We start from the raw sequence: 17,160 nt of genomic DNA, 5'->3' as shown, positions 1-17,160 counted from the left end.
AATGATCTCGTGCGCCGGATGCAGCGCAGCACGTCAGTGATGCGCTGCTGAGCCGGGGCCCATACCGCAAAGACAGCGCTCGTGATCCTGGGTCGGCTCGCGCTCCGTGCATCCGGGACACGAGTGAGGCCATGTTTTCGTCGTCCGGTCGTGCTATTGAGCCGCCCATGCTCGACACCGCCCGACATCCTTCGCGGCCGCAAGCCGGCGTGCCGCCCAATCCTCTCGCCGACGAGTTCGTCGAGACGCTGCGGCTGGCCGTGCCGATGATGCTGACGCAGCTCGGGCAGATCGCGATGATCACGACCGATCTCGCGCTGATCGGACGGCTCGGCCAGGATGCGGTCGCCGCGGCCGCGCTGGCGCACACGGTCTATTTCGTCAGCTTCACCTTCGGGCTCGGGTTGATGGCGGCGGTGTCGCCGTTGGCCGCGCAGGCGTTCGGTGCCGGCGATGTCAGGCGCATCCGCCGCTCCCTGCGCGTCGGCCTCTGGGTCGCGTTTCTGATCTCGCTGCCGATGATGGCCTCGCCGCTCTATGGCGACCACATCCTGATCGCGCTCGGTCAGACACCGCAATTGGCCGCACTTGCGCAGCACTATCTCTACGGGCTGGCCTGGGGCATCGCGCCGGCGCTCGGATTCATCGCGCTGCGCAGCATGATGAGCGCGGTGAACCGGCCGCAGCCGCCGCTGTGGATCACGCTCGCGGCGATTCCCGTCAACGCGGCGCTGGTCTACGTCCTGATCCACGGCCTGTTCGGCCTGCCGGAGCTCGGCCTGTTCGGCGCGGGGCTTGCGACCACGCTGGTCAATCTCGGCACGTTCGTCGCAACGCTCGCCATTGCCGGCCTGCGCAAGCCGTTCGCGGACTATCACCCGCTCGCCCGTCTCTGGCGGATCGACTGGCCCCTGATGCGCGAGCTGATCGCGATCGGCGCCCCGATCTCGTTCTCGCTGCTGCTGGAATATGGCCTGTTCTCGTCGGCGGCGCTGTTGATGGGGCTGATCTCGACCGCCGCGATCGCCGCCCATCAGATCGCGCTCCAGGTCACCGCGGTGTTGTTCATGGTGCCGCTCGGCATCGGCATGGCGGCGACGGTGCGGGTCGGCCAGGCCTTCGGCCGCGACGATCCGCTCGCGGTGAAGCGCGCAGGGCTCGTCGCGGCCCTGCTCGGCGTCGCGCTGGTCTCCGCGCTGACGGTCGCGATCATCCTCGGCCGCTATGAGCTAGGACGGCTGTTCTTCGGCAGCGGCGCCGAGAGCACCGCCACCGTCGAGCTGACCGCAACGCTGCTGGTGGTCGGTGCGACCTTCTTCATTGCCGACGGCCTCCAGACCATCATGGGCGGCGCGCTGCGCGGCATCAATGACACCAGGATGACACTGATGTTCGCCGCGATCGGCTATTGGTGCGTCGCATTTCCCGTCGCCTGGGTGCTGGCTTTCCACGCCGGGCTGGGCGCGGTCGGCGTCTGGATCGGGTTCTCGATCGGGACGTTCGTCTATGCCGGGCTCTTGATCTTGCGCTTCCGAATGCTGACGCGCAGACTGGCGGGATGATCAGGACGGTCCGCGAAGTCACCCCCGATGTCGACGCCGGCACGCTGCTTGCCGGCGCGCAGTTCATCGATGCGTTTCGCGTGGAGATCGGCGCAGCGGCCGTGAACGCCCGCGAGGCCTGCACGAGGATGGTGCTGCACGGGCCGCGCTGGATCGATGCGCTGATACGCCTGCGCAACATCCTGGTAACGCCGTTCGGCTTGAAGACATCGGGCGAAGGCGCACCGGCGCCGGGCGGCTTGATCGGCCTGTTTCCGGTGCTGAGCGAGACGCCGGAGCGGCTGGTCGCGGGCTTTGACGATTCCCATCTCGATTTTCGTCTTGTCGTCGACGTGACCGGCGATGCCGCGGCTCGCGAGGTGACATCGACCACGCTGGTTCGCACCAACAATCTGCTCGGCCGCAGTTACCTCACCCTCATCATGCCCTTCCACAAGCTCGTGGTGCGCAGCATGATGGCGCGGATCGTGGAGCCGGCGCGATGACGCTCGTAACGCCCCTTGCCGTCGACCTCTTCTATTCCTACCGCAGTCCCTTCAGCTATCTGGCGTTGCCGAAGACGCTGAAGCTGGTCGCGGAGTACGATCTGGCGGTGAACCTGCGGCCGGTCTATCCGCTCGCGGTCCGCGTGCCCGGCTTCTTCAAGAAAGCCAGCCCGAACTTCATTCGCTATGTGGTGCTCGACAGCACGCGCGTGGCGCAGCACGAGGGCATTCCGTTCCGCTTTCCGAGACCGGACCCGATCGTGCAGGACAAGGTGACGTTCGATGTCGCGGCGGAGCAGCCCTACATCCACCGCCTGACCCGGCTGGGCGCGATGGCGCAGCTGGAAGGGCGCTCGCTCGCATTCACATACGCGATCGCGCGCGTGCTGTGGGATGGCTCGGTCGCGGGCTGGAACGAGGGCGACCATCTCGCGCGCGCCGCCGAGGCCGCCGGCTTCGATCTTGCCGCGATGGATGCTGCGATCAGCGCAGATCCGGATCGTTACGAGCAGGTGATCGCGGAGAACGAGAAGGACCACGCCGCATCCGGCCATTGGGGCGTGCCGACCTTCGTGTTCGAGAACGAGCCGTTCTTCGGCCAGGACCGCATCGACCTGCTGCTCTGGCGCATGCAGGGCAAGGGACTGACGAAACGGTAGCTCACTCCGCCAATCGCGCGGGCTTGTCGGACGCTGCCTCCGACCATTCGCCGACGACGCGGTCGAGATCGCAGAGATTCTGGTGCATCTGCTCCAGCGAGAAGCCGATGGCGAAGAAGCGCTCGGCGGTGTCGCCGGAATGGCCGCGGATCAGGCCGTCCTGGCGAACGGCGGCAACCGCGTCGGCGTAATGCTGGAGCGCGACATGCACGGGATGGATTGGCGGCGCGCCGGCACCCTCGCGCATGGCGGCGGCGGCCGAGCGCAGGAAGCGGTCGATCGCGTTCGAGACTTCCGCAAGCGGCGCGGCGAGGCGCATCTGCACCTCGGCCGGCAGCGGCACCACGGTGGCGCGGCCGATCATCACGACATCATGGCGGAGCCGCAGGATCGTGCGCAGCAACGGGCCGGTGTCGGGCCCGCCCGACAGCCGCGCGGCGCGCTCGCGCTCGGCCTCGGCGCCGATCGCATTGAGGCCGACCATTGCCGTGCCGATGCCGTCCTGGATCCGGTGCAGCGCATCGTTGTCGCGGCCGCGCGTCAGGCCGGCGAGCAATTCGGTGAAAGCCTCCGCGATCAATCCGAGCAGTTTTGCCGCGCTGGCGCGGATCTGCCGGACCGCGCGCGAGGGCAGCACCAGGAACGAGACCAGCAGCCCGGTAACGGCGCCAACCGAGACCTCGCTGACGCGATCGATCGCCGAGGCCATGGGATCGGCATGATGCATGGTCGGAAGCACGAGCACGATCACCGCCGTCACCGTTGCAGAGCTCAGGTTCGGATAGATCGCCGCGACAAAGGCAAGCGGCGCCACGGCCAGCACCAGCAAACCCAGAAGACCGAGTTCGCCGGAATAGGGGATCAGGATTGCGATCGCGCCACCATAGATGGCGCCGCCGATCGTGCCGATCATGTAGTCGCGCGTCGCCTTCAGCGAGCGTCCGACGCTCATCTGGGTCACGATGATGGAGGTGAGGACGGCCCAGAGCGGCAACAACAGGTGTAGGGCGGTGGCAAGTGCATAGGCCCCGGTGGCCGCCACCGTGACCCGGACCGCCAGCCCCAATTGCGTCTTTCGCGACCAGACCTGGTCGAACATTTGTCTTGCGAGTGCCATCGTCGAAAGTCCCGGTCCGATCCTCTTGCACCTGCCATAAGCATAGCTGGTGCCCGCGGCCGCAAGGCCGCTTGAAAGGCCCAATCAGCCCGCCTAATTTGCGCGCCAAAACGAGGAAACACGATGGCCCACGAAACCGCAACGCTCGCCGCCTATGTCGCCAGCCTGAAGTACCAGGATATTCCGGCGGAGGTGCTGGATCGCGCCAAGGTGCTGACGCTGGATTTCCTCGGCAGCGCGATCCGGGCCCGCAGCGAGGCGGAATCGACCCCCTCGATCCTGAAGATGCTGGAAGCGCTGGCGCTCGACACCAAGGGCGAGTCCACCGTGTTCGGCGATGCCAAGACCTGGACGCCGGCGGTCGCGGCGCTGCTCAACGGTGCGCTCGGCCATTCGCTCGACTTCGACGATACGCATGCCGATTCCTCGCTGCATCCGAGCGCACCGGTGGTTCCGGCGGCGTTTGCCGTTGGCGAGATGGTCGGCGCCTCCGGGCGCGACGTGCTGACCGCGATCGTGGCGGGCTATGAGGTTTGCTGCCGGCTCGGCAACGCGCTCGATCCGACCTCGCATTATGCGCGCGGTTTCCACCCAACCGCCACCGCCGGCACCTATGGCGCGGCGGCGGCTGCGGCCAAGCTGTTCGGGCTCTCCGAGCCGCAGATCATCGCCGCCTTCGGCGTCTCCGGCAGCCAGGCCGCGGGCTCGCTGCAATTCCTCGTCAACGGCGCCTGGAACAAGCGCTATCAGGTCGGTGCCGCCGCGATGAACGGCGTGATCGCCGCGACGCTGGCGCGCACCGATTTCGTCGGCGCGACGGAATCGGTGGAAGGCAAGCATGGCCTGCTCGCCGGATACACCGACGATGCGCATCCGGACAAGGCGGTCGCCGAGCTCGGCAAGGCCTATGAGACCATGAAGATCGGCGTCAAGCCGTATCCGAGCTGCCGCTACACCCATGCCGCGATCGACGCGCTGATCGCGATGCGGCGCGAGCACAATCTGACGCCGGACCAGGTCAAGCGCGTCGAGGTCGGCCTGCATCGCAACGGCATCACGCTGACCGGCGATGCCGCGACCAAGCGGCATCCGACCTCGATCGTCGGCGGCCAGTTCTCGATGTTCTTCACCGGCGCGCTCGCGCTCGACCAGGGCTCGTTCGGCTGGGACGACTATGGCCGCCTTGGTGACGCCGCCATCGACGCGCTCGCCGACAAGTTCGACGTCGTGCAGGACGACCGGCTCGAGGTCGGCCGCACCCATCCGTTCGGCGCCCGCGTCAGCATCACCACCGATGACGGCGTGCACGAGCGGCTCTACGCCGATCCCTCCGGCGAGCCGAATTCGTTCCCGGACGCACAGGCCATGCAGCAGAAGTTCCTGACACTGGCCCGCCCGGTGCTGAATGCGCGGGCGGAGAAGTTTGCGGATGCGATCATGACGCTGGAGCGGTTCGATCGCGTCGCCAAGGCGACGGAGCTGGGGCGGTAATAGAGTCGCGTTCGCGCGGCTTCGCTCCACCCTCCCCTGGCAGGGTGAGAGACAGCTCAATTCACTCCCGCCATCTTCCCCTTCTCGCGCGTCGCGGCGACCACGTCGCGGACGAGATCGAATACACCATCAGCTTGCGGTGGCGCGTTCGGCGAGCGACCGAGGCGCACAATCACCAGCCGCTCCGACGGGATCACGATGGTGTATTGCCCGATCGTGCCCTTGGCGAAGAAGGCATCGCGCGGCCAGCCGTGTGTGATGCGAAACTTCGCGCCAAAGCTGTCGCCCTGATTGGTCCAGAAGCCGGCGCCGATGCCGACCCAGGCGTGCGGCGTGGCCGTCGCGGAATAGTTCACCCAGCCCTCGGGGAGGATGCGCTTGCCGCCGGCGACGCCGTCGTTGAGATAGAGCTGGCCGAAGCGCGCCCAGTCGCGCGCGGACGCCAGCATTTCGCTGGAGCCCTCGATCGTGCCGGCGCCGTCGAGCTGAAGCGTGACATGCTTCATGCCGAGCGGCGCGAACAATTCGCGGCGCGCGAAGCGCAGCGCATCCTCGGGTTTGCCGCCGGCGGCGTTGCGGATCAGATGCGCGAGCATGATGGTGTTGCCGTCGTGATAATTCCACACCGTGCCCGGCGCGGTCGCGAGCGGCATGCTTGCGGCATAGGCAGCCATGTCATCCTCGGCGAATTTCATGGTGTTGACCGGCTCGAGCACGGAGCCGAGCGAGGCCTCCAACGAGCTTCCGAGCGCAATGCCTGCGGTGTGACGCAGCAATTGATCGACGGTGATGGCATGACGCGGATCATCCGGATTTTGCCAGGCGGCGACCGGCGCAGGCCCGTCGAGCTTCAGCTTGCCCTGGCGCACGAGGATGCCTGTCAACGCAGACATCACCGACTTCGTCATGGAGAAGCCGAGCAGCGGCGTCTCCGGTCCAATGCCATCCGCGTAGCGCTCGGCGATGATGCGGCCGGCCTTCATGACGACGATCGCGCGGGTGCGGCGATAGGGCGGCCGTGCGGGCTCGGCGAAGGCGCGGTCGAGCGCGGCTGACAGCTCCTCGCTTTGCGGCGACACCAGTCCCGGACCGGCAATCTCGGGAAGCAACGCCGTCTGCTTGTCGTCGGGCGGCAACGCGACGTCGGCGATCCCCTGTCCGTGTTCGAGCGTGCAGCCGAGGCCCTCGCGATAGACGGCGTGGCTGCGGCCGATGCCGAACAGCGTCACCGTGACATCCTTGCGAACGCGATCGACCTGAAGATTCATCCCCCAGGTGAGCAGACCCGTGCCCGGCATCGCGTCGGTGGTCTCGGCGAGGTCGCGCATGGGATCGAGGCCGGAGACGAACGTCTCCGAGCAGAGCGTGTCAGCGATGAAGCCGGTGGCAACCTTCGGCACGTCGCGGGCCCGCGCCGCGCCGAGGGCGAGGCCGGCAAAGGCGATGGCGGTGATAGCGAGGATGATCTTGCGGCGGCGGGTCACGGGCTTTCTCCGGCTTCGGGGCGAGTGGCGGAGAAGGAGCCGGATGCGGGCGAAGCGTGCTCGCCGGATTTGAAATACGGCCTCGCCGAAACTGACCGGGGCTAGCCGAATTTGAAATTCTGGCGTTGTTTCAACGGGATAATAATCTAAGCCGCATCGGCCTTGAGCCGTCGATACTCCGTCGGCGTCACGCCGGTGACCGCCTTGAAGGCGCGGTTGAACGGGCCGAGCGACTGGAAGCCGGCATCCATCGCGATGGTAATGACGGGGACCTCGGCCTGGGTGGGATCGGCCAGCGCGGCCTTGGCTTCCTCGATCCGGTGATTGTTCAGGAACACATTGAAGTTGCGGTAGCCGAGCCGCTGGTTGATCAGCCGGCGCAGCCGGTATTCCGGAATTTTCAGCCGGCCCGCCAGCACGCCAATGGTGATGTTCTCCAGGCGATAGACCCGCTCATCCGCCATCAGGCGCATCAGGGCATCGACAAGCTTCTGGTCGGCAGTGTCGTCTGCCGCAGGCTGACTGAAAGCAGTCGGCGGTGCGGGCTCCGCCGCGGCCGGAAACAGGTCCGCCCCGTCAACGCGCATCATGGCATAGACGATCGCCGCAACGGTGCCGGCGAGCACGCCGGCATTGATGGTTTCGGCGACATCGCCGACGTGGTGCCCGGCGACGGCAATCTGGAGCACCGCGTTCAGCCCGCCATAGAGCGCGGTTGCGCAGACGATGAAGACGCGAGCGCTGCGGCGGCGCTCGACCAGGTCGGCCGGCCAGGAGGCCATCGTCTGCCCGACCGCAAGCGCGATGAAACCGAGCACGATCAGATTGACCACCGTCACCGAGAACCGCACATGGCCGCTGGGTGCAATCCAGGCGCAGCCCGCGAAGCTGAAGGCCGTCACCAGCGCCCAGACCGATCCGTGCCACCAGCGGAGGTGAAACTCGTCGTCGAACAGGGAGCGTGTGAACAGCCAGAACACCACGATGCTGCCGGTCGACAATGCGATCAGCGGTGCATGCCAGAGCGGGATCCGCGACGTGACATCCAACGAATAGCTCACGGCATGCGCGGCCGAGCTCAGCGCGAACGCAGCGCCGAGCCGGGCCGCGAGCACATTGCGGAAATCCGAGACAAGTGACGCCGCCAGCACCAGCAGCAGCGCTACGGACGCGGCACGAAAGGCAAGTTCGGTTGCGGCAAGTGTCATCTGGTGATGCGATCGGTCGCGGTGGAAATCAACCAAACATCCTTCGTCAGGCCGCGCTTTTCAAGATGGATCACGCCGAATGAGGCGCAGTCTCGATCCCGGGACCGTCGACCTCGATCAGGTTTGCGCCCGGCTTGATCGGAGAAACCATCGTCCGCCCCAGTTTCCAGATTAGGTATCGCCGATATCGCACGATGACGGCAAATAGACCGTCGCGGCAATGCGGAGGCGTCGCGACGGGACCATCAAATCCTGTTACGATCGCCGCAATAAAAGGAGCCCACCGATGAGCTGGCAACCCTCGAACGATCCCGTGCTCGGCGATCCCATGTCCTGCGATGCGCTCGATCTCGTCATCGTGCCGCGCACGCGCGATCTCGGCGACGGCTTCGCCGTGCGGCGCGCGCTGCCGCATGGCAAGCGCCAGATGGTCGGCCCCTTCATCTTCTTCGATCATTTCGGGCCGGTGCAATTCGTTTCCGGCAAGGGCATGGACGTGCGGCCGCATCCGCATATCGGGCTTGCCACCGTCACCTATCTGTTCGACGGCTCCATCATGCATCGCGACAGCGAGGGCAACGTCTGCGAGATCCAGCCCGGCGCGATGAACCTGATGACCGCGGGCCGCGGCATCGCCCATTCCGAGCGCACGCCGGATGCGCAACGCGCCTCGGGCCAGCAGATGCTGGGCCTGCAAAGCTGGATCGCATTGCCGGCCGGATCGGAAGAGATCGCGCCGTCATTCCAGCACTACGGTGCCGGTGATCTGCCGATGATCTCCGAGCGCGATTTCACCGCGCGCGTGATCGCGGGCTCAGCCTTCGGCATCACCTCGCCTGTCACGATGGTCTCGCCCTGGTTCTACACCGAGGTCACGGCGGTTGCGGGCGCGAGCGTGCCGCTCGACCCCGACCACGAGGAGCGCGCGATCTACGTCGTCGACGGCGAGATCGAGATCGCGAACGAGCGCTATGAAGGGCCCCGGCTGCTGATCTTCCGGCCCGGCGATCGCATCACGGTGAAGGCGCTCAAAGCCACGCGGATGATGTTTCTCGGCGGCGATGCGCTGGAGGGGCCGCGACACATCTGGTGGAATTTCGTCTCCTCCAGCAAGGAGCGGATCGAGCAGGCCAAGCAGGACTGGAAAACCGGCCGCTTCGCCGCGGTTCCGCAGGAACATGAGTTCATTCCGCTGCCGGAATAGGCTATCCCGATCCTGGCCGGGCCATTCAGCGCGGCCGTGATCTCCTGTCGAAGGCCGTGCCTGCGAAAGATTTGCCGATGACCACCATGCTCTCCAGCGACCTGCCTTTGCCCAAGATCGGACGCGGCAAGGTGCGCGACATCTACGCCGTCGACGACGACCGCCTACTGCTCCTCACCACCGACCGCATCAGCGCCTTCGACGTCGTGATGGGCGAGACCATCCCGATGAAGGGCGCGGTGCTGACCCAGATCAGCGCGTTCTGGTTCAACGAGCTCGAAGGCGTGGTGCCGCATCACATGATCAGCGCCGACACCGACGAGATCATTGCCGCCGTGCCGGCCTTGAAGCCGCACCGCGCCGAGATCCTCGGCCGTGCCATGCTCTGCCGCCGCACCACCGTGTTCCCGATCGAATGCGTGATCCGCGGCTATCTCTCGGGCTCGGCCTGGAAGGAATATGCCGCCAGCGGCACGCTCGCCGGCGAGAAGCTGAAGGCGGGTCTGGTCGAAAGCGAGAAGCTGGAGCCCTCGATCTTCAGCCCGGCGACCAAGGCCGAGACCGGCCACGACGAGAACATCACCATCGCGCGGATGCGCGAAGTCGTCGGCGAGGAGGTCGCCTACACGCTCGAGAGCATGACGCGCGCGGTCTACACGCTCGGCGAGGAACTGGCGCGCGAGCAGGGCATCATCATCGCGGACACCAAGTTCGAGTTCGGCCGCGACAAGAACGGCCGCATCATCCTGATCGACGAGGTGATGACACCGGATTCCTCGCGATTCTGGGCGGCCAGTGCCTACAAGCCCGGCCAGCCGCAGGCGAGCTTCGACAAGCAGCCGCTGCGCGACTATCTCGACGTCGAGCGCCGCGCCGGCCGCTGGAACGGCGACGCCCCGCCGCCGCCTTTGCCCGCGAGTGTGGTGGAGGCGACGAGCAAGCGGTATCTGGAGGCCTATCGACGGGTGACGGGGAGCGAGCTGAAGATCTAGCCCGGCTGCTCGTCTCGCTCCGTCATTGCCGACCGGCTCGATGCCTCCCCGGCGCGTCCTGGCTTTCGCCAACACGACACCGATTGCAAGGCGGGCGCTTCGGCTCCTCCATCCACCACGTATGATTGGCCGTTCACACGCCAAAGATCGCGCGTCCGACCGGCGCGGAACCTGCCGACGGCTGAAGCCATCAGCATCGCTCAAACTTGTCGGATAACTCATACTTGCAAGAATCCTGTTGCGCTAGGCTCGCAGTCGTCTACGTCTCGAACAGGAATTTTCATGAGCGAGTTTCACGGCGTGACCGATCCTGCAATTGGCTTCACTCCGTCGGCCGGGCTCAATCCGGCCCTCAAGCGTGCGCTGAATGACATATTGGGCGGGAGCGCCGCCAGCGTCCTGACCGTCACCTTCGGACTTTCCTACGCGCTGCTGATCTTCGCGGGACCGCTCTCGCCCTATCTGTCCTACGGCATCGCCGCGACCTTCATCAGTTCCGCGGTGCTCGCGGCCGTCATCGGGCTGGGAAGCTCCCTGCCCTTCGCGGTTGCCGGCCCTGACAGCTCGACCGCCGCGGTGACGGGCATTTTGGCCGCCTCGCTGGTCGAACGCATCGAAGCAGCCAATTTATCGGCACCCCTGCTCTCGCCCGTCCTGATCACGCTAGGCCTCTCAACCGTGCTGACCGGGATCGTGCTGTGCGGACTGGGACTGACGCGGATGGGCCGCGCGATCCGCTACGTACCTTATCCGGTGATAGGTGGCTTCCTCGGCGCCACCGGGCTCCTGATCATCATGGGCGCGATCCGGGTGATCACCGATCATCCCATGCAGTTCGCCACGATGTTGCGCTTCACCAATGGCGTCACGCTTGCGGAACTGGGCGCCGCCTGCGCGATGGCGCTGGTGCTTTATCTGACGTGGCACCGCTCGCGCAGCCCGTTCGGATTGCCCGTCATTCTGATCGGCGGCATGCTCACGGCACATCTGGCGTTTTGGATCGCAGGGATCTCGCCGGAGGAGGCGCGTGCCCTGGGCTGGACCTTCCAGCCCCCGCCGCCCGCGGCCTTCATGCTGCCTTGGCACAGCGACGACCTCGCGCATTATCCGTGGTCCGCCGTGCCGGACCTGCTTGGCAATGTCGTCGCCGTCATCTTCGTCACGGCGTCCAGCACGCTGTTCAACACGACGGGAGTCGAGGTTGCCGTGCATCGCGAAACCAATCTGGAGCGCGAGCTGAACGTCACAGGTGTCGCCAACATCCTGACTGGCGCGCTCGCCGGCTATGCCGGCTGCATCTCGGTCAGCCGCACGATCCTGAATTTCAGCAGCGGCGGCCGGGGACGCCTGTCCAGCCTCACGGTTGCGGCCATCTCGCTGCTGATGCTCGCCGTCGCGCCGGAGCTGCTCGGCTTCATGCCGAAATTCGTGCTTGGCGGCCTGCTGCTCTATCTCGGCGCCGACCAGCTCCATAAATGGCTGATCGAGTCGCGCAAGCGGCTCTCAAGGCTCGAATATGTATCGCTGGTCGCCATCATCGCGATCATCGTCGTCTGGGGTTTCGTGCCGGGCATCCTGATCGGCGTCATCATCGGCTGCGCGACGTTTGCGTTCAGCGCCGCGCGGGTGAAGTCGATCAAATACAGTTTCGACGGATCGGAATATCGCTCCTCGCTCGACCGCTCGCGCGACGACCAGGACGTGCTGCTGGCCCATGGCGGCAAGATCCAGGGCCTCAACCTCCAGAGCTATCTGTTCTTCGGTTCCGCCAACCGGCTCTACCAGCACGTCAAGCGGCTGCTCCGGGAGCGCCCGGAATGCCGCTATCTGCTGTTCGATTTCAAGCTCGTCACCGGAGTGGATTCGTCGGCGGCCTATAGTTTTGCGCAGATCAAGCGCAGCGCAGGCGATCTCGGCGTCGAGCTGATCCTGGTGCATCTGTCGGCCGCGGCCGAGAAGGTGCTGCGCGCCAGCGACTTCGTCGGCGAGGGCGTCACCATCATCCCCGAGCTCGATCGCGCGCTGGAATGGTGCGAGAACGAGCTCATCTCGCAGCACCGGGAGCTGGCGCAGGAAGAAGCCAGCCTGCGCGACTGGTTCGCGCGCATCCTCGGCAGCGAGGACGACGCCGACGAGTTGATCCGCCGCTGCCACCGCATCGAGGTCGAAGCCGGGGAGGTGATCGTTGAGGCCGGCGACCCCGCCGATTCCATGCACTTCATCCTCGAAGGCCGCGTCGGCATCATGATCCCCGCCGACGACGACCGCACCACGCGCGTGCGCAGCCTCGGCCGCTACACCACGATCGGCGAGATGGGCCTGGTGTCGAACACGCCGCGCAGCGCTACGATCCAGGCCGAAGTCGACAGCGTGCTATACGTGCTCAACACGCATCAGTTCGACGCGATCAAGACCGAAGATCCCGCGCTCAGTCACAAGCTCTTGACCTACTTCGTGTCGGTGATGGCCGAGCGGCTGACGTTCGCGAACCGGACGATCGCGGTGCTGCGGCGGTGATCAAGCTACCTTCTTTCTGAAGACCACGGAAAGCTCACGTACTGATCGCGCGTGTCGTAGCAGATATTTCCGTACATCTTGAGGTAGTTATCCCGACGTGCGGGATCATTGAATACGGCCGCGGGATTCGCCAGGTCCGCTTCGTATTGACGGATATTCCCCGCCGTCAGCGCGCTTGGAAGAATGTCCATGGCTTGCGGAACGCTCTTGCCGTCCAGCCAGTCGGCTGCATGCTGACCCATGGCGTAACCGAACACCGAGGATGCGAGACTGATGCTGATCTTGTAAGGGCCGCCTTTCTTGATTTCAGTGACGGCTTCGACCTCTCCATCGATGCCGCCGAAGAACTGATCCGGCCTTTCCTTGCCTGCCTCCCTGACTGCCTGCAGAGCACCAAGGACGACGGTGTCGGCTCCCAGCACGACGTCCACGTCTGGATGCGCCAGCAGAATCGTTTGCATCATCCTGTACCCGCCTTCCTTGTTCACCGTCGGAGGGGAAATGTCCGCAACGACGTCGGCGCCGGGAATGTCCCTCAACACGTCGCGCATCGCCGCGAAACGCGGGGCGAGAAACTGCAGGCTGTCGTGAGTCAGCAGCACGACGTTGGCCTTGCCACCAAGCTTGATCCGAATGTAATTCGCCGCAGCATCGCCGAGCGCCTTGCCCGTGAGATATTGGGGCGCATTCAACAGGGACGTGGCCGGCGGCGGCACAACGGCGCCGACATAGGCGCCTTGCCAGATTGTTCTTCTCAAGGCCGGCGCCAACGATGCGGGATCGACGGGCGCAACAACAAGCCCACCCGTTCGCGCGGCTCGGAAGCCATCGACCTGTTCGACCATCTTGACCGCGTCGTTGTCTGCAATCGAAGTGGAAAAGCTGAGGCCACGGTCGTTTGCCGCCATCGCGAGGCCTCTCGCAATGCCTTTGACGAATTCGCGTTCATTGTCCTGCGCGAAGGCAAGAGACTTGGTAAGTGACGGAGGGAGACTGCAACCAGCGGCATTACGATCGAAGGGGTCAAAAACGCGAGGTATGGTGATGCCGGCTGGTCCGTCCTCCGCCCGTGCGCCCGCGTGACAGGCAATAAAGGTGCAGGCGATGAGGGCCGCGAACGAATTTCGTCTGTCAGATTTCATGCGGGCACGCTGTCGGCCACGGAAGGAAGAACCAGTTTGCGCGGCAAGACTATCCGGAAAGTCGTGCCCTGATCCAGTTCGGAGGTCGCAGTGATATCTCCCCCAAGATTTCTCAAAACCGTTCTCGCATAAGCGAGCCCGACACCCTCGCCGGTCTGGTCCAGCTTGCCGACCCTGCCGAACAGCTCGAAAATCCGCCCCAGATCCTGCGGAGCTATGCCTCGGCCATTGTCTGCAACCTCGATAGCGACCCGATCGCCGGGCAGCGTCGTACTGCTGACCTTGAGCTGAAGTGGCCGTTCCTTCGCGCGATACTTGACCGCATTGTCGAAGAGGTTGCCGATCACCTGCTCCAGCGAAAGCCGATCTGTCACGATCGAGCTGACTTGAAACTGTGTATCGATCTTTCCACCCGCCGCCGAAATCTGGTGCTGGATCGCGGAGGCGCTCGAGACAAACGTCCGCTCGAGGTCCACGGCTTCCGGCCTTGGATCGCGGCGCCCGTCCCGCGACAGCAGGAGCACGGCGTTCAGGAGTGTCTCCATCTTGGACGCCGACTTGCGGATATAGCTGATGGCTTCGGGCATCTCTTCATTGGTGATCTTCCTTGCATGCTGCAGATTCGGATCGATCGACCCGGTGCTCGACTGCTCGAGGTATTGCGCGAGATCCTTCGCGCCCTCTGCAAGCTCTTCAGAAAATCCCACAATGCTGATCAACGGAGCGCGAATATCGTGCGACACGAGATGCGTGAAGCGCTGCATCTCTTCGTTGGCCCTCGCAAGAGCTTCCGTCCGGTGTTTGACCCGATCCTCCAGGGACACGTTGAGCGCCGCAACCTCGTCGCGCGCTTGCGTCAACTCGCTGGTGTAACGCAGAAGCGTTACAGTCACGGCGCCGACGACCAGCACAATCAGGACTGACGCCGCGATCGACGCGAACCTCAAATTCGTCGCGTTCACCCTCTGCTGCACGACGCCCGACGTAAGACGATTGTCCATGGCCCGAACGATGCCCGAGACGAACAGGTTCAGCTCATCCATCAGCGCCTTGCCGCGGTTGGTATTGATGATGGCGAGGGCTTGGTCGTCCTTTCGGTCGTTCTTCAGCGCGATGGTCTGGTCCATTTCGGCGAATTTATCGGCGGTGAGGACATCAAGCCGCTTCAACACCGTCTTGAATTGTGGGTCGTCGCCGAGATTCCGCTTCAGGCTATCGAGCTGCCGGTTTGCCGACGTCTTTGCGGCGCCGTAGGGAGAAAGGTAGATCTGGTTGCCGGTCAGCAGCAATCCGCGCTGGCTCGCTTCCGCCGACTGGACCGCGCTGCGAAGCTCGACCGCGGCGACTCGAACATCACGCAATCTGACCACTTCATCGAAATGCTCGTTCGCGCGATCGCCGAGCCAAACGGTCATGCCGACAACTGCGAGCAGCGCGGCCAGGCCGACCACAAGCAGAACCAGCGAGATCGGCACGATGAAACGCTTCGCAATATACATGTCTTGTCAATCCAGCCCGGATGCCGGGAAACTCAATAGGATTACAAGAGCTTAAGGACGAAATAACATCAAGGCCCAACCGCCGGGTTCCATCCGGGACTCGGAGCCTGCACCTCGAATGCTGGGTGCAAATGTGCCAGCGCCCCGGCCGGATGACGGCCAGGGCGCTGCGATCGGACTTGCTCAGTTGGTGGACGAGCGTCAGGGACGTCCCCGACAAAGGCCTCACACCCCCGCCATCATCACGTATTTGATCTCGACATATTCTTCCATGCCGTGATGCGAGCCTTCGCGGCCAAGACCGCTTTCCTTGACGCCGCCAAAGGGCGCGACTTCGGTGGTGATGAGGCCGGTGTTGACGCCGACCATGCCGGACTCCAGCGCTTCGGCGACGCGCCAGACGCGGCCGAGATCGCGGGAATAGAAGTACGACGCCAGCCCGAACGGCGAGGCGTTGCACATCGCGACGACGTCGGCTTCGTCCTTGAAGCGGATCACCGGCGCGAGCGGGCCGAAGGTTTCCTCTTGCGCCACCAGCGAATCCGGCTTGACGTCGGCAAGGACCGTCGGCTCGAAGAACGAGCGTCCGAGCTCGCTGCGCTTGCCGCCGGTGACGACCTTGGCGCCGCGCTTGACGGCGTCGGCGATGTGACGCTCGACCTTGTCGACGGCTTTCAGGTTGATCAACGGGCCCTGCGTGACGCCGCTCTCGGTGCCGTCGCCGATCTTCATCGCCGCGACCTTCTTCGACAGTTTCTGCACGAACTCGTCGTAGATCTTGTCCTGGGCGTAGAGGCGGTTGGCGCAAACGCAGGTCTGGCCCATGTTGCGGTACTTCGAGACGATCGCACCTTCCACCGCGGCGTCGATATCGGCGTCGTCGAACACCACGAACGGCGCGTTGCCGCCGAGCTCGAGGCCGAGCCGCTTCACGCCGACGGAGGCCTGCTGGTAGAGTATCTTGCCGACGGCCGTCGAGCCGGTGAAGCCGACGAAGCGCACCGCCGGATGCTCGCACAGAACCTTGCCGATCGGCGGCGCGTCGCCCGTGACAATATTGAGAACGCCCTTGGGGATGCCGGCCTTCTCGGCAAGCACAGCGAGTGCCAGCGCCGACAGCGGCGTCTCGTTGGCAGGCTTCAGCACCACGGTGCAGCCGGCGGCAAGGGCGGGCGAGACCTTCCGTGTAATCATCGAGTTCGGGAAATTCCACGGCGTGATGGCACCGCAGACGCCGATCGGCTGCTTGATCGCGAGCAGGCGCGCATCGGGCCGCTGCGTCGGGATGGTCTCGCCATAGACGCGGCGGGCTTCCTCGGCGAAGAACTCGATATAGGCCGCGCCGATGTCGACCTCGCCAAGCGCTTCGGCGAGCGGCTTGCCCTGCTCGGAGGTGAGGATCAGCGCGAGGTCCTCGCGGTTGGCGATGATCAGCTCGAACCATTTGCGCAGGATGTTGGAACGCTGCTTGGCGGTGTGCTTGGCCCAGGCCGGGAAGGCGCGCTGGGCGGCCTCGACCGCCTTGGTCGTCTCGTCCGCACCGAGCTGCGGGACCTTGGCGAGCTCGACGCCGGTCGCGGGATTGTTGACGGCGAAGACCGGCGAGCCGACCCAGGCGCCGTCGATGTAGCAGGCCTCCTTGAGCAGCGAAGGGTCCTTCAACCTGTCCCGCAGGGTGGACGTGGCGTGCTGGGCGCGTGCGGCGGCAGTCGGGGTCATGGCGTTACTCCTCAGGGCACGATCGGATCGTGCCGGAATATAGGGACAGACGGCGCGCAATGCACCGTCCGGCAACGCACA

General features: G+C 65.0%; 13 protein-coding genes. 7 read left to right on the top strand and 6 right to left on the bottom strand.

What is annotated here, in order from left to right; genetic code table 11:
* The first annotated feature begins 167 nt into the window (after positions 1–167).
* Genes JQ572_RS15710 through JQ572_RS15700 form a run of 3 tightly spaced genes read left to right on the top strand, consistent with a single transcriptional unit; the run spans position 168 to position 2,706 of the window.
* Positions 168–1,562 (top strand): MATE family efflux transporter, encoded by a 1,395-nt coding sequence (locus JQ572_RS15710; protein WP_211383933.1) that lies wholly within the window; start codon positions 168–170, stop codon positions 1,560–1,562.
* The gene (locus tag JQ572_RS15705) at positions 1,559–2,047 is read left to right on the top strand and encodes a DUF2867 domain-containing protein (RefSeq protein WP_211383932.1); all 489 of its coding nucleotides are present in this window, start codon (positions 1,559–1,561) and stop codon (positions 2,045–2,047) included. The genes JQ572_RS15710 and JQ572_RS15705 overlap by 4 nt, the downstream gene beginning before the upstream one ends.
* The gene (locus tag JQ572_RS15700; RefSeq protein ID WP_211383931.1) at positions 2,044–2,706 is read left to right on the top strand and encodes a 2-hydroxychromene-2-carboxylate isomerase; all 663 of its coding nucleotides are present in this window, start codon (positions 2,044–2,046) and stop codon (positions 2,704–2,706) included. Before JQ572_RS15705 ends, JQ572_RS15700 begins: the two co-directional genes overlap by 4 nt.
* Position 2,707: 1 nt before the next feature.
* Here the strand turns inward: JQ572_RS15700 and JQ572_RS15695 are convergent, their stop codons facing one another.
* Positions 2,708–3,823, bottom strand: a complete 1,116-nt coding sequence (locus JQ572_RS15695) for an FUSC family protein (protein ID WP_211383930.1) — start codon at positions 3,821–3,823, stop codon at positions 2,708–2,710.
* 123 nt (positions 3,824–3,946) lie between these two features.
* Between JQ572_RS15695 and JQ572_RS15690 the strand changes: the two genes are divergently transcribed.
* Complete coding sequence (locus JQ572_RS15690; RefSeq protein ID WP_211383929.1) at positions 3,947–5,314, top strand: MmgE/PrpD family protein; 1,368 nt, start codon at positions 3,947–3,949, stop codon at positions 5,312–5,314.
* A gap of 56 nt (positions 5,315–5,370) precedes the next feature.
* On the opposite strand, the gene JQ572_RS15685 is transcribed toward JQ572_RS15690, so the two are convergent.
* Both JQ572_RS15685 and JQ572_RS15680 read right to left on the bottom strand, forming a co-directional pair.
* Complete coding sequence (locus JQ572_RS15685) at positions 5,371–6,798, bottom strand: serine hydrolase domain-containing protein (RefSeq protein WP_211383928.1); 1,428 nt, start codon at positions 6,796–6,798, stop codon at positions 5,371–5,373.
* Between the two features lie 146 nt (positions 6,799–6,944).
* Positions 6,945–8,006 (bottom strand): AraC family transcriptional regulator, encoded by a 1,062-nt coding sequence (locus JQ572_RS15680; RefSeq protein WP_211383927.1) that lies wholly within the window; start codon positions 8,004–8,006, stop codon positions 6,945–6,947.
* A 286-nt stretch (positions 8,007–8,292) separates the two neighbouring features.
* On the opposite strand from JQ572_RS15680, the gene JQ572_RS15675 reads away from it, so the two are divergent.
* From JQ572_RS15675 to JQ572_RS15665, 3 genes are all read left to right on the top strand, one after another.
* Complete coding sequence (locus JQ572_RS15675) at positions 8,293–9,210, top strand: pirin family protein (protein WP_211383926.1); 918 nt, start codon at positions 8,293–8,295, stop codon at positions 9,208–9,210.
* Between the two features lie 77 nt (positions 9,211–9,287).
* A complete protein-coding gene (locus JQ572_RS15670; protein WP_211383925.1) occupies positions 9,288–10,202 on the top strand; it encodes a phosphoribosylaminoimidazolesuccinocarboxamide synthase in 915 nt (304 codons plus the stop codon).
* 300 nt (positions 10,203–10,502) lie between these two features.
* Positions 10,503–12,719 (top strand): SLC26A/SulP transporter family protein, encoded by a 2,217-nt coding sequence (locus JQ572_RS15665; RefSeq protein ID WP_211384214.1) that lies wholly within the window; start codon positions 10,503–10,505, stop codon positions 12,717–12,719.
* Positions 12,720–12,724: 5 nt separating this feature from the next.
* Here the strand turns inward: JQ572_RS15665 and JQ572_RS15660 are convergent, their stop codons facing one another.
* From JQ572_RS15660 to JQ572_RS15650, 3 genes are all read right to left on the bottom strand, one after another.
* Entirely contained in the window at positions 12,725–13,861 is a 1,137-nt protein-coding gene (locus JQ572_RS15660) for a sugar ABC transporter substrate-binding protein (RefSeq protein ID WP_211383924.1), read from the bottom strand.
* A complete protein-coding gene (locus tag JQ572_RS15655) occupies positions 13,858–15,360 on the bottom strand; it encodes a sensor histidine kinase (protein WP_211383923.1) in 1,503 nt (500 codons plus the stop codon). The genes JQ572_RS15660 and JQ572_RS15655 overlap by 4 nt, the downstream gene beginning before the upstream one ends.
* A gap of 225 nt (positions 15,361–15,585) precedes the next feature.
* A complete protein-coding gene (locus tag JQ572_RS15650) occupies positions 15,586–17,079 on the bottom strand; it encodes an NAD-dependent succinate-semialdehyde dehydrogenase (protein ID WP_211383922.1) in 1,494 nt (497 codons plus the stop codon).
* Between the last annotated feature and the right edge of the window lie 81 nt (positions 17,080–17,160).

It is taken from the genome of Bradyrhizobium sp. SZCCT0153 (assembly GCF_018129995.1).
Lineage (GTDB): Bacteria > Pseudomonadota > Alphaproteobacteria > Rhizobiales > Xanthobacteraceae > Bradyrhizobium > Bradyrhizobium japonicum_G.
This window is presented reverse-complemented; position numbering and strand designations above follow the sequence as displayed.

Coding starts and splice junctions, on each gene's coding strand:
- JQ572_RS15690 (WP_211383929.1), top strand. CDS start 3,947: ATGGCCCACGAAACCGCAACGCTCGCCGCCTATGTCGCCAGCCTGAAG.
- JQ572_RS15650 (WP_211383922.1), bottom strand. CDS start 17,079: ATGACCCCGACTGCCGCCGCACGCGCCCAGCACGCCACGTCCACCCTG.
- JQ572_RS15700 (WP_211383931.1), top strand. CDS start 2,044: ATGACGCTCGTAACGCCCCTTGCCGTCGACCTCTTCTATTCCTACCGC.
- JQ572_RS15675 (WP_211383926.1), top strand. CDS start 8,293: ATGAGCTGGCAACCCTCGAACGATCCCGTGCTCGGCGATCCCATGTCC.
- JQ572_RS15695 (WP_211383930.1), bottom strand. CDS start 3,823: ATGGCACTCGCAAGACAAATGTTCGACCAGGTCTGGTCGCGAAAGACG.
- JQ572_RS15670 (WP_211383925.1), top strand. CDS start 9,288: ATGACCACCATGCTCTCCAGCGACCTGCCTTTGCCCAAGATCGGACGC.
- JQ572_RS15655 (WP_211383923.1), bottom strand. CDS start 15,360: ATGTATATTGCGAAGCGTTTCATCGTGCCGATCTCGCTGGTTCTGCTT.
- JQ572_RS15660 (WP_211383924.1), bottom strand. CDS start 13,861: ATGAAATCTGACAGACGAAATTCGTTCGCGGCCCTCATCGCCTGCACC.
- JQ572_RS15705 (WP_211383932.1), top strand. CDS start 1,559: ATGATCAGGACGGTCCGCGAAGTCACCCCCGATGTCGACGCCGGCACG.
- JQ572_RS15680 (WP_211383927.1), bottom strand. CDS start 8,006: ATGACACTTGCCGCAACCGAACTTGCCTTTCGTGCCGCGTCCGTAGCG.
- JQ572_RS15710 (WP_211383933.1), top strand. CDS start 168: ATGCTCGACACCGCCCGACATCCTTCGCGGCCGCAAGCCGGCGTGCCG.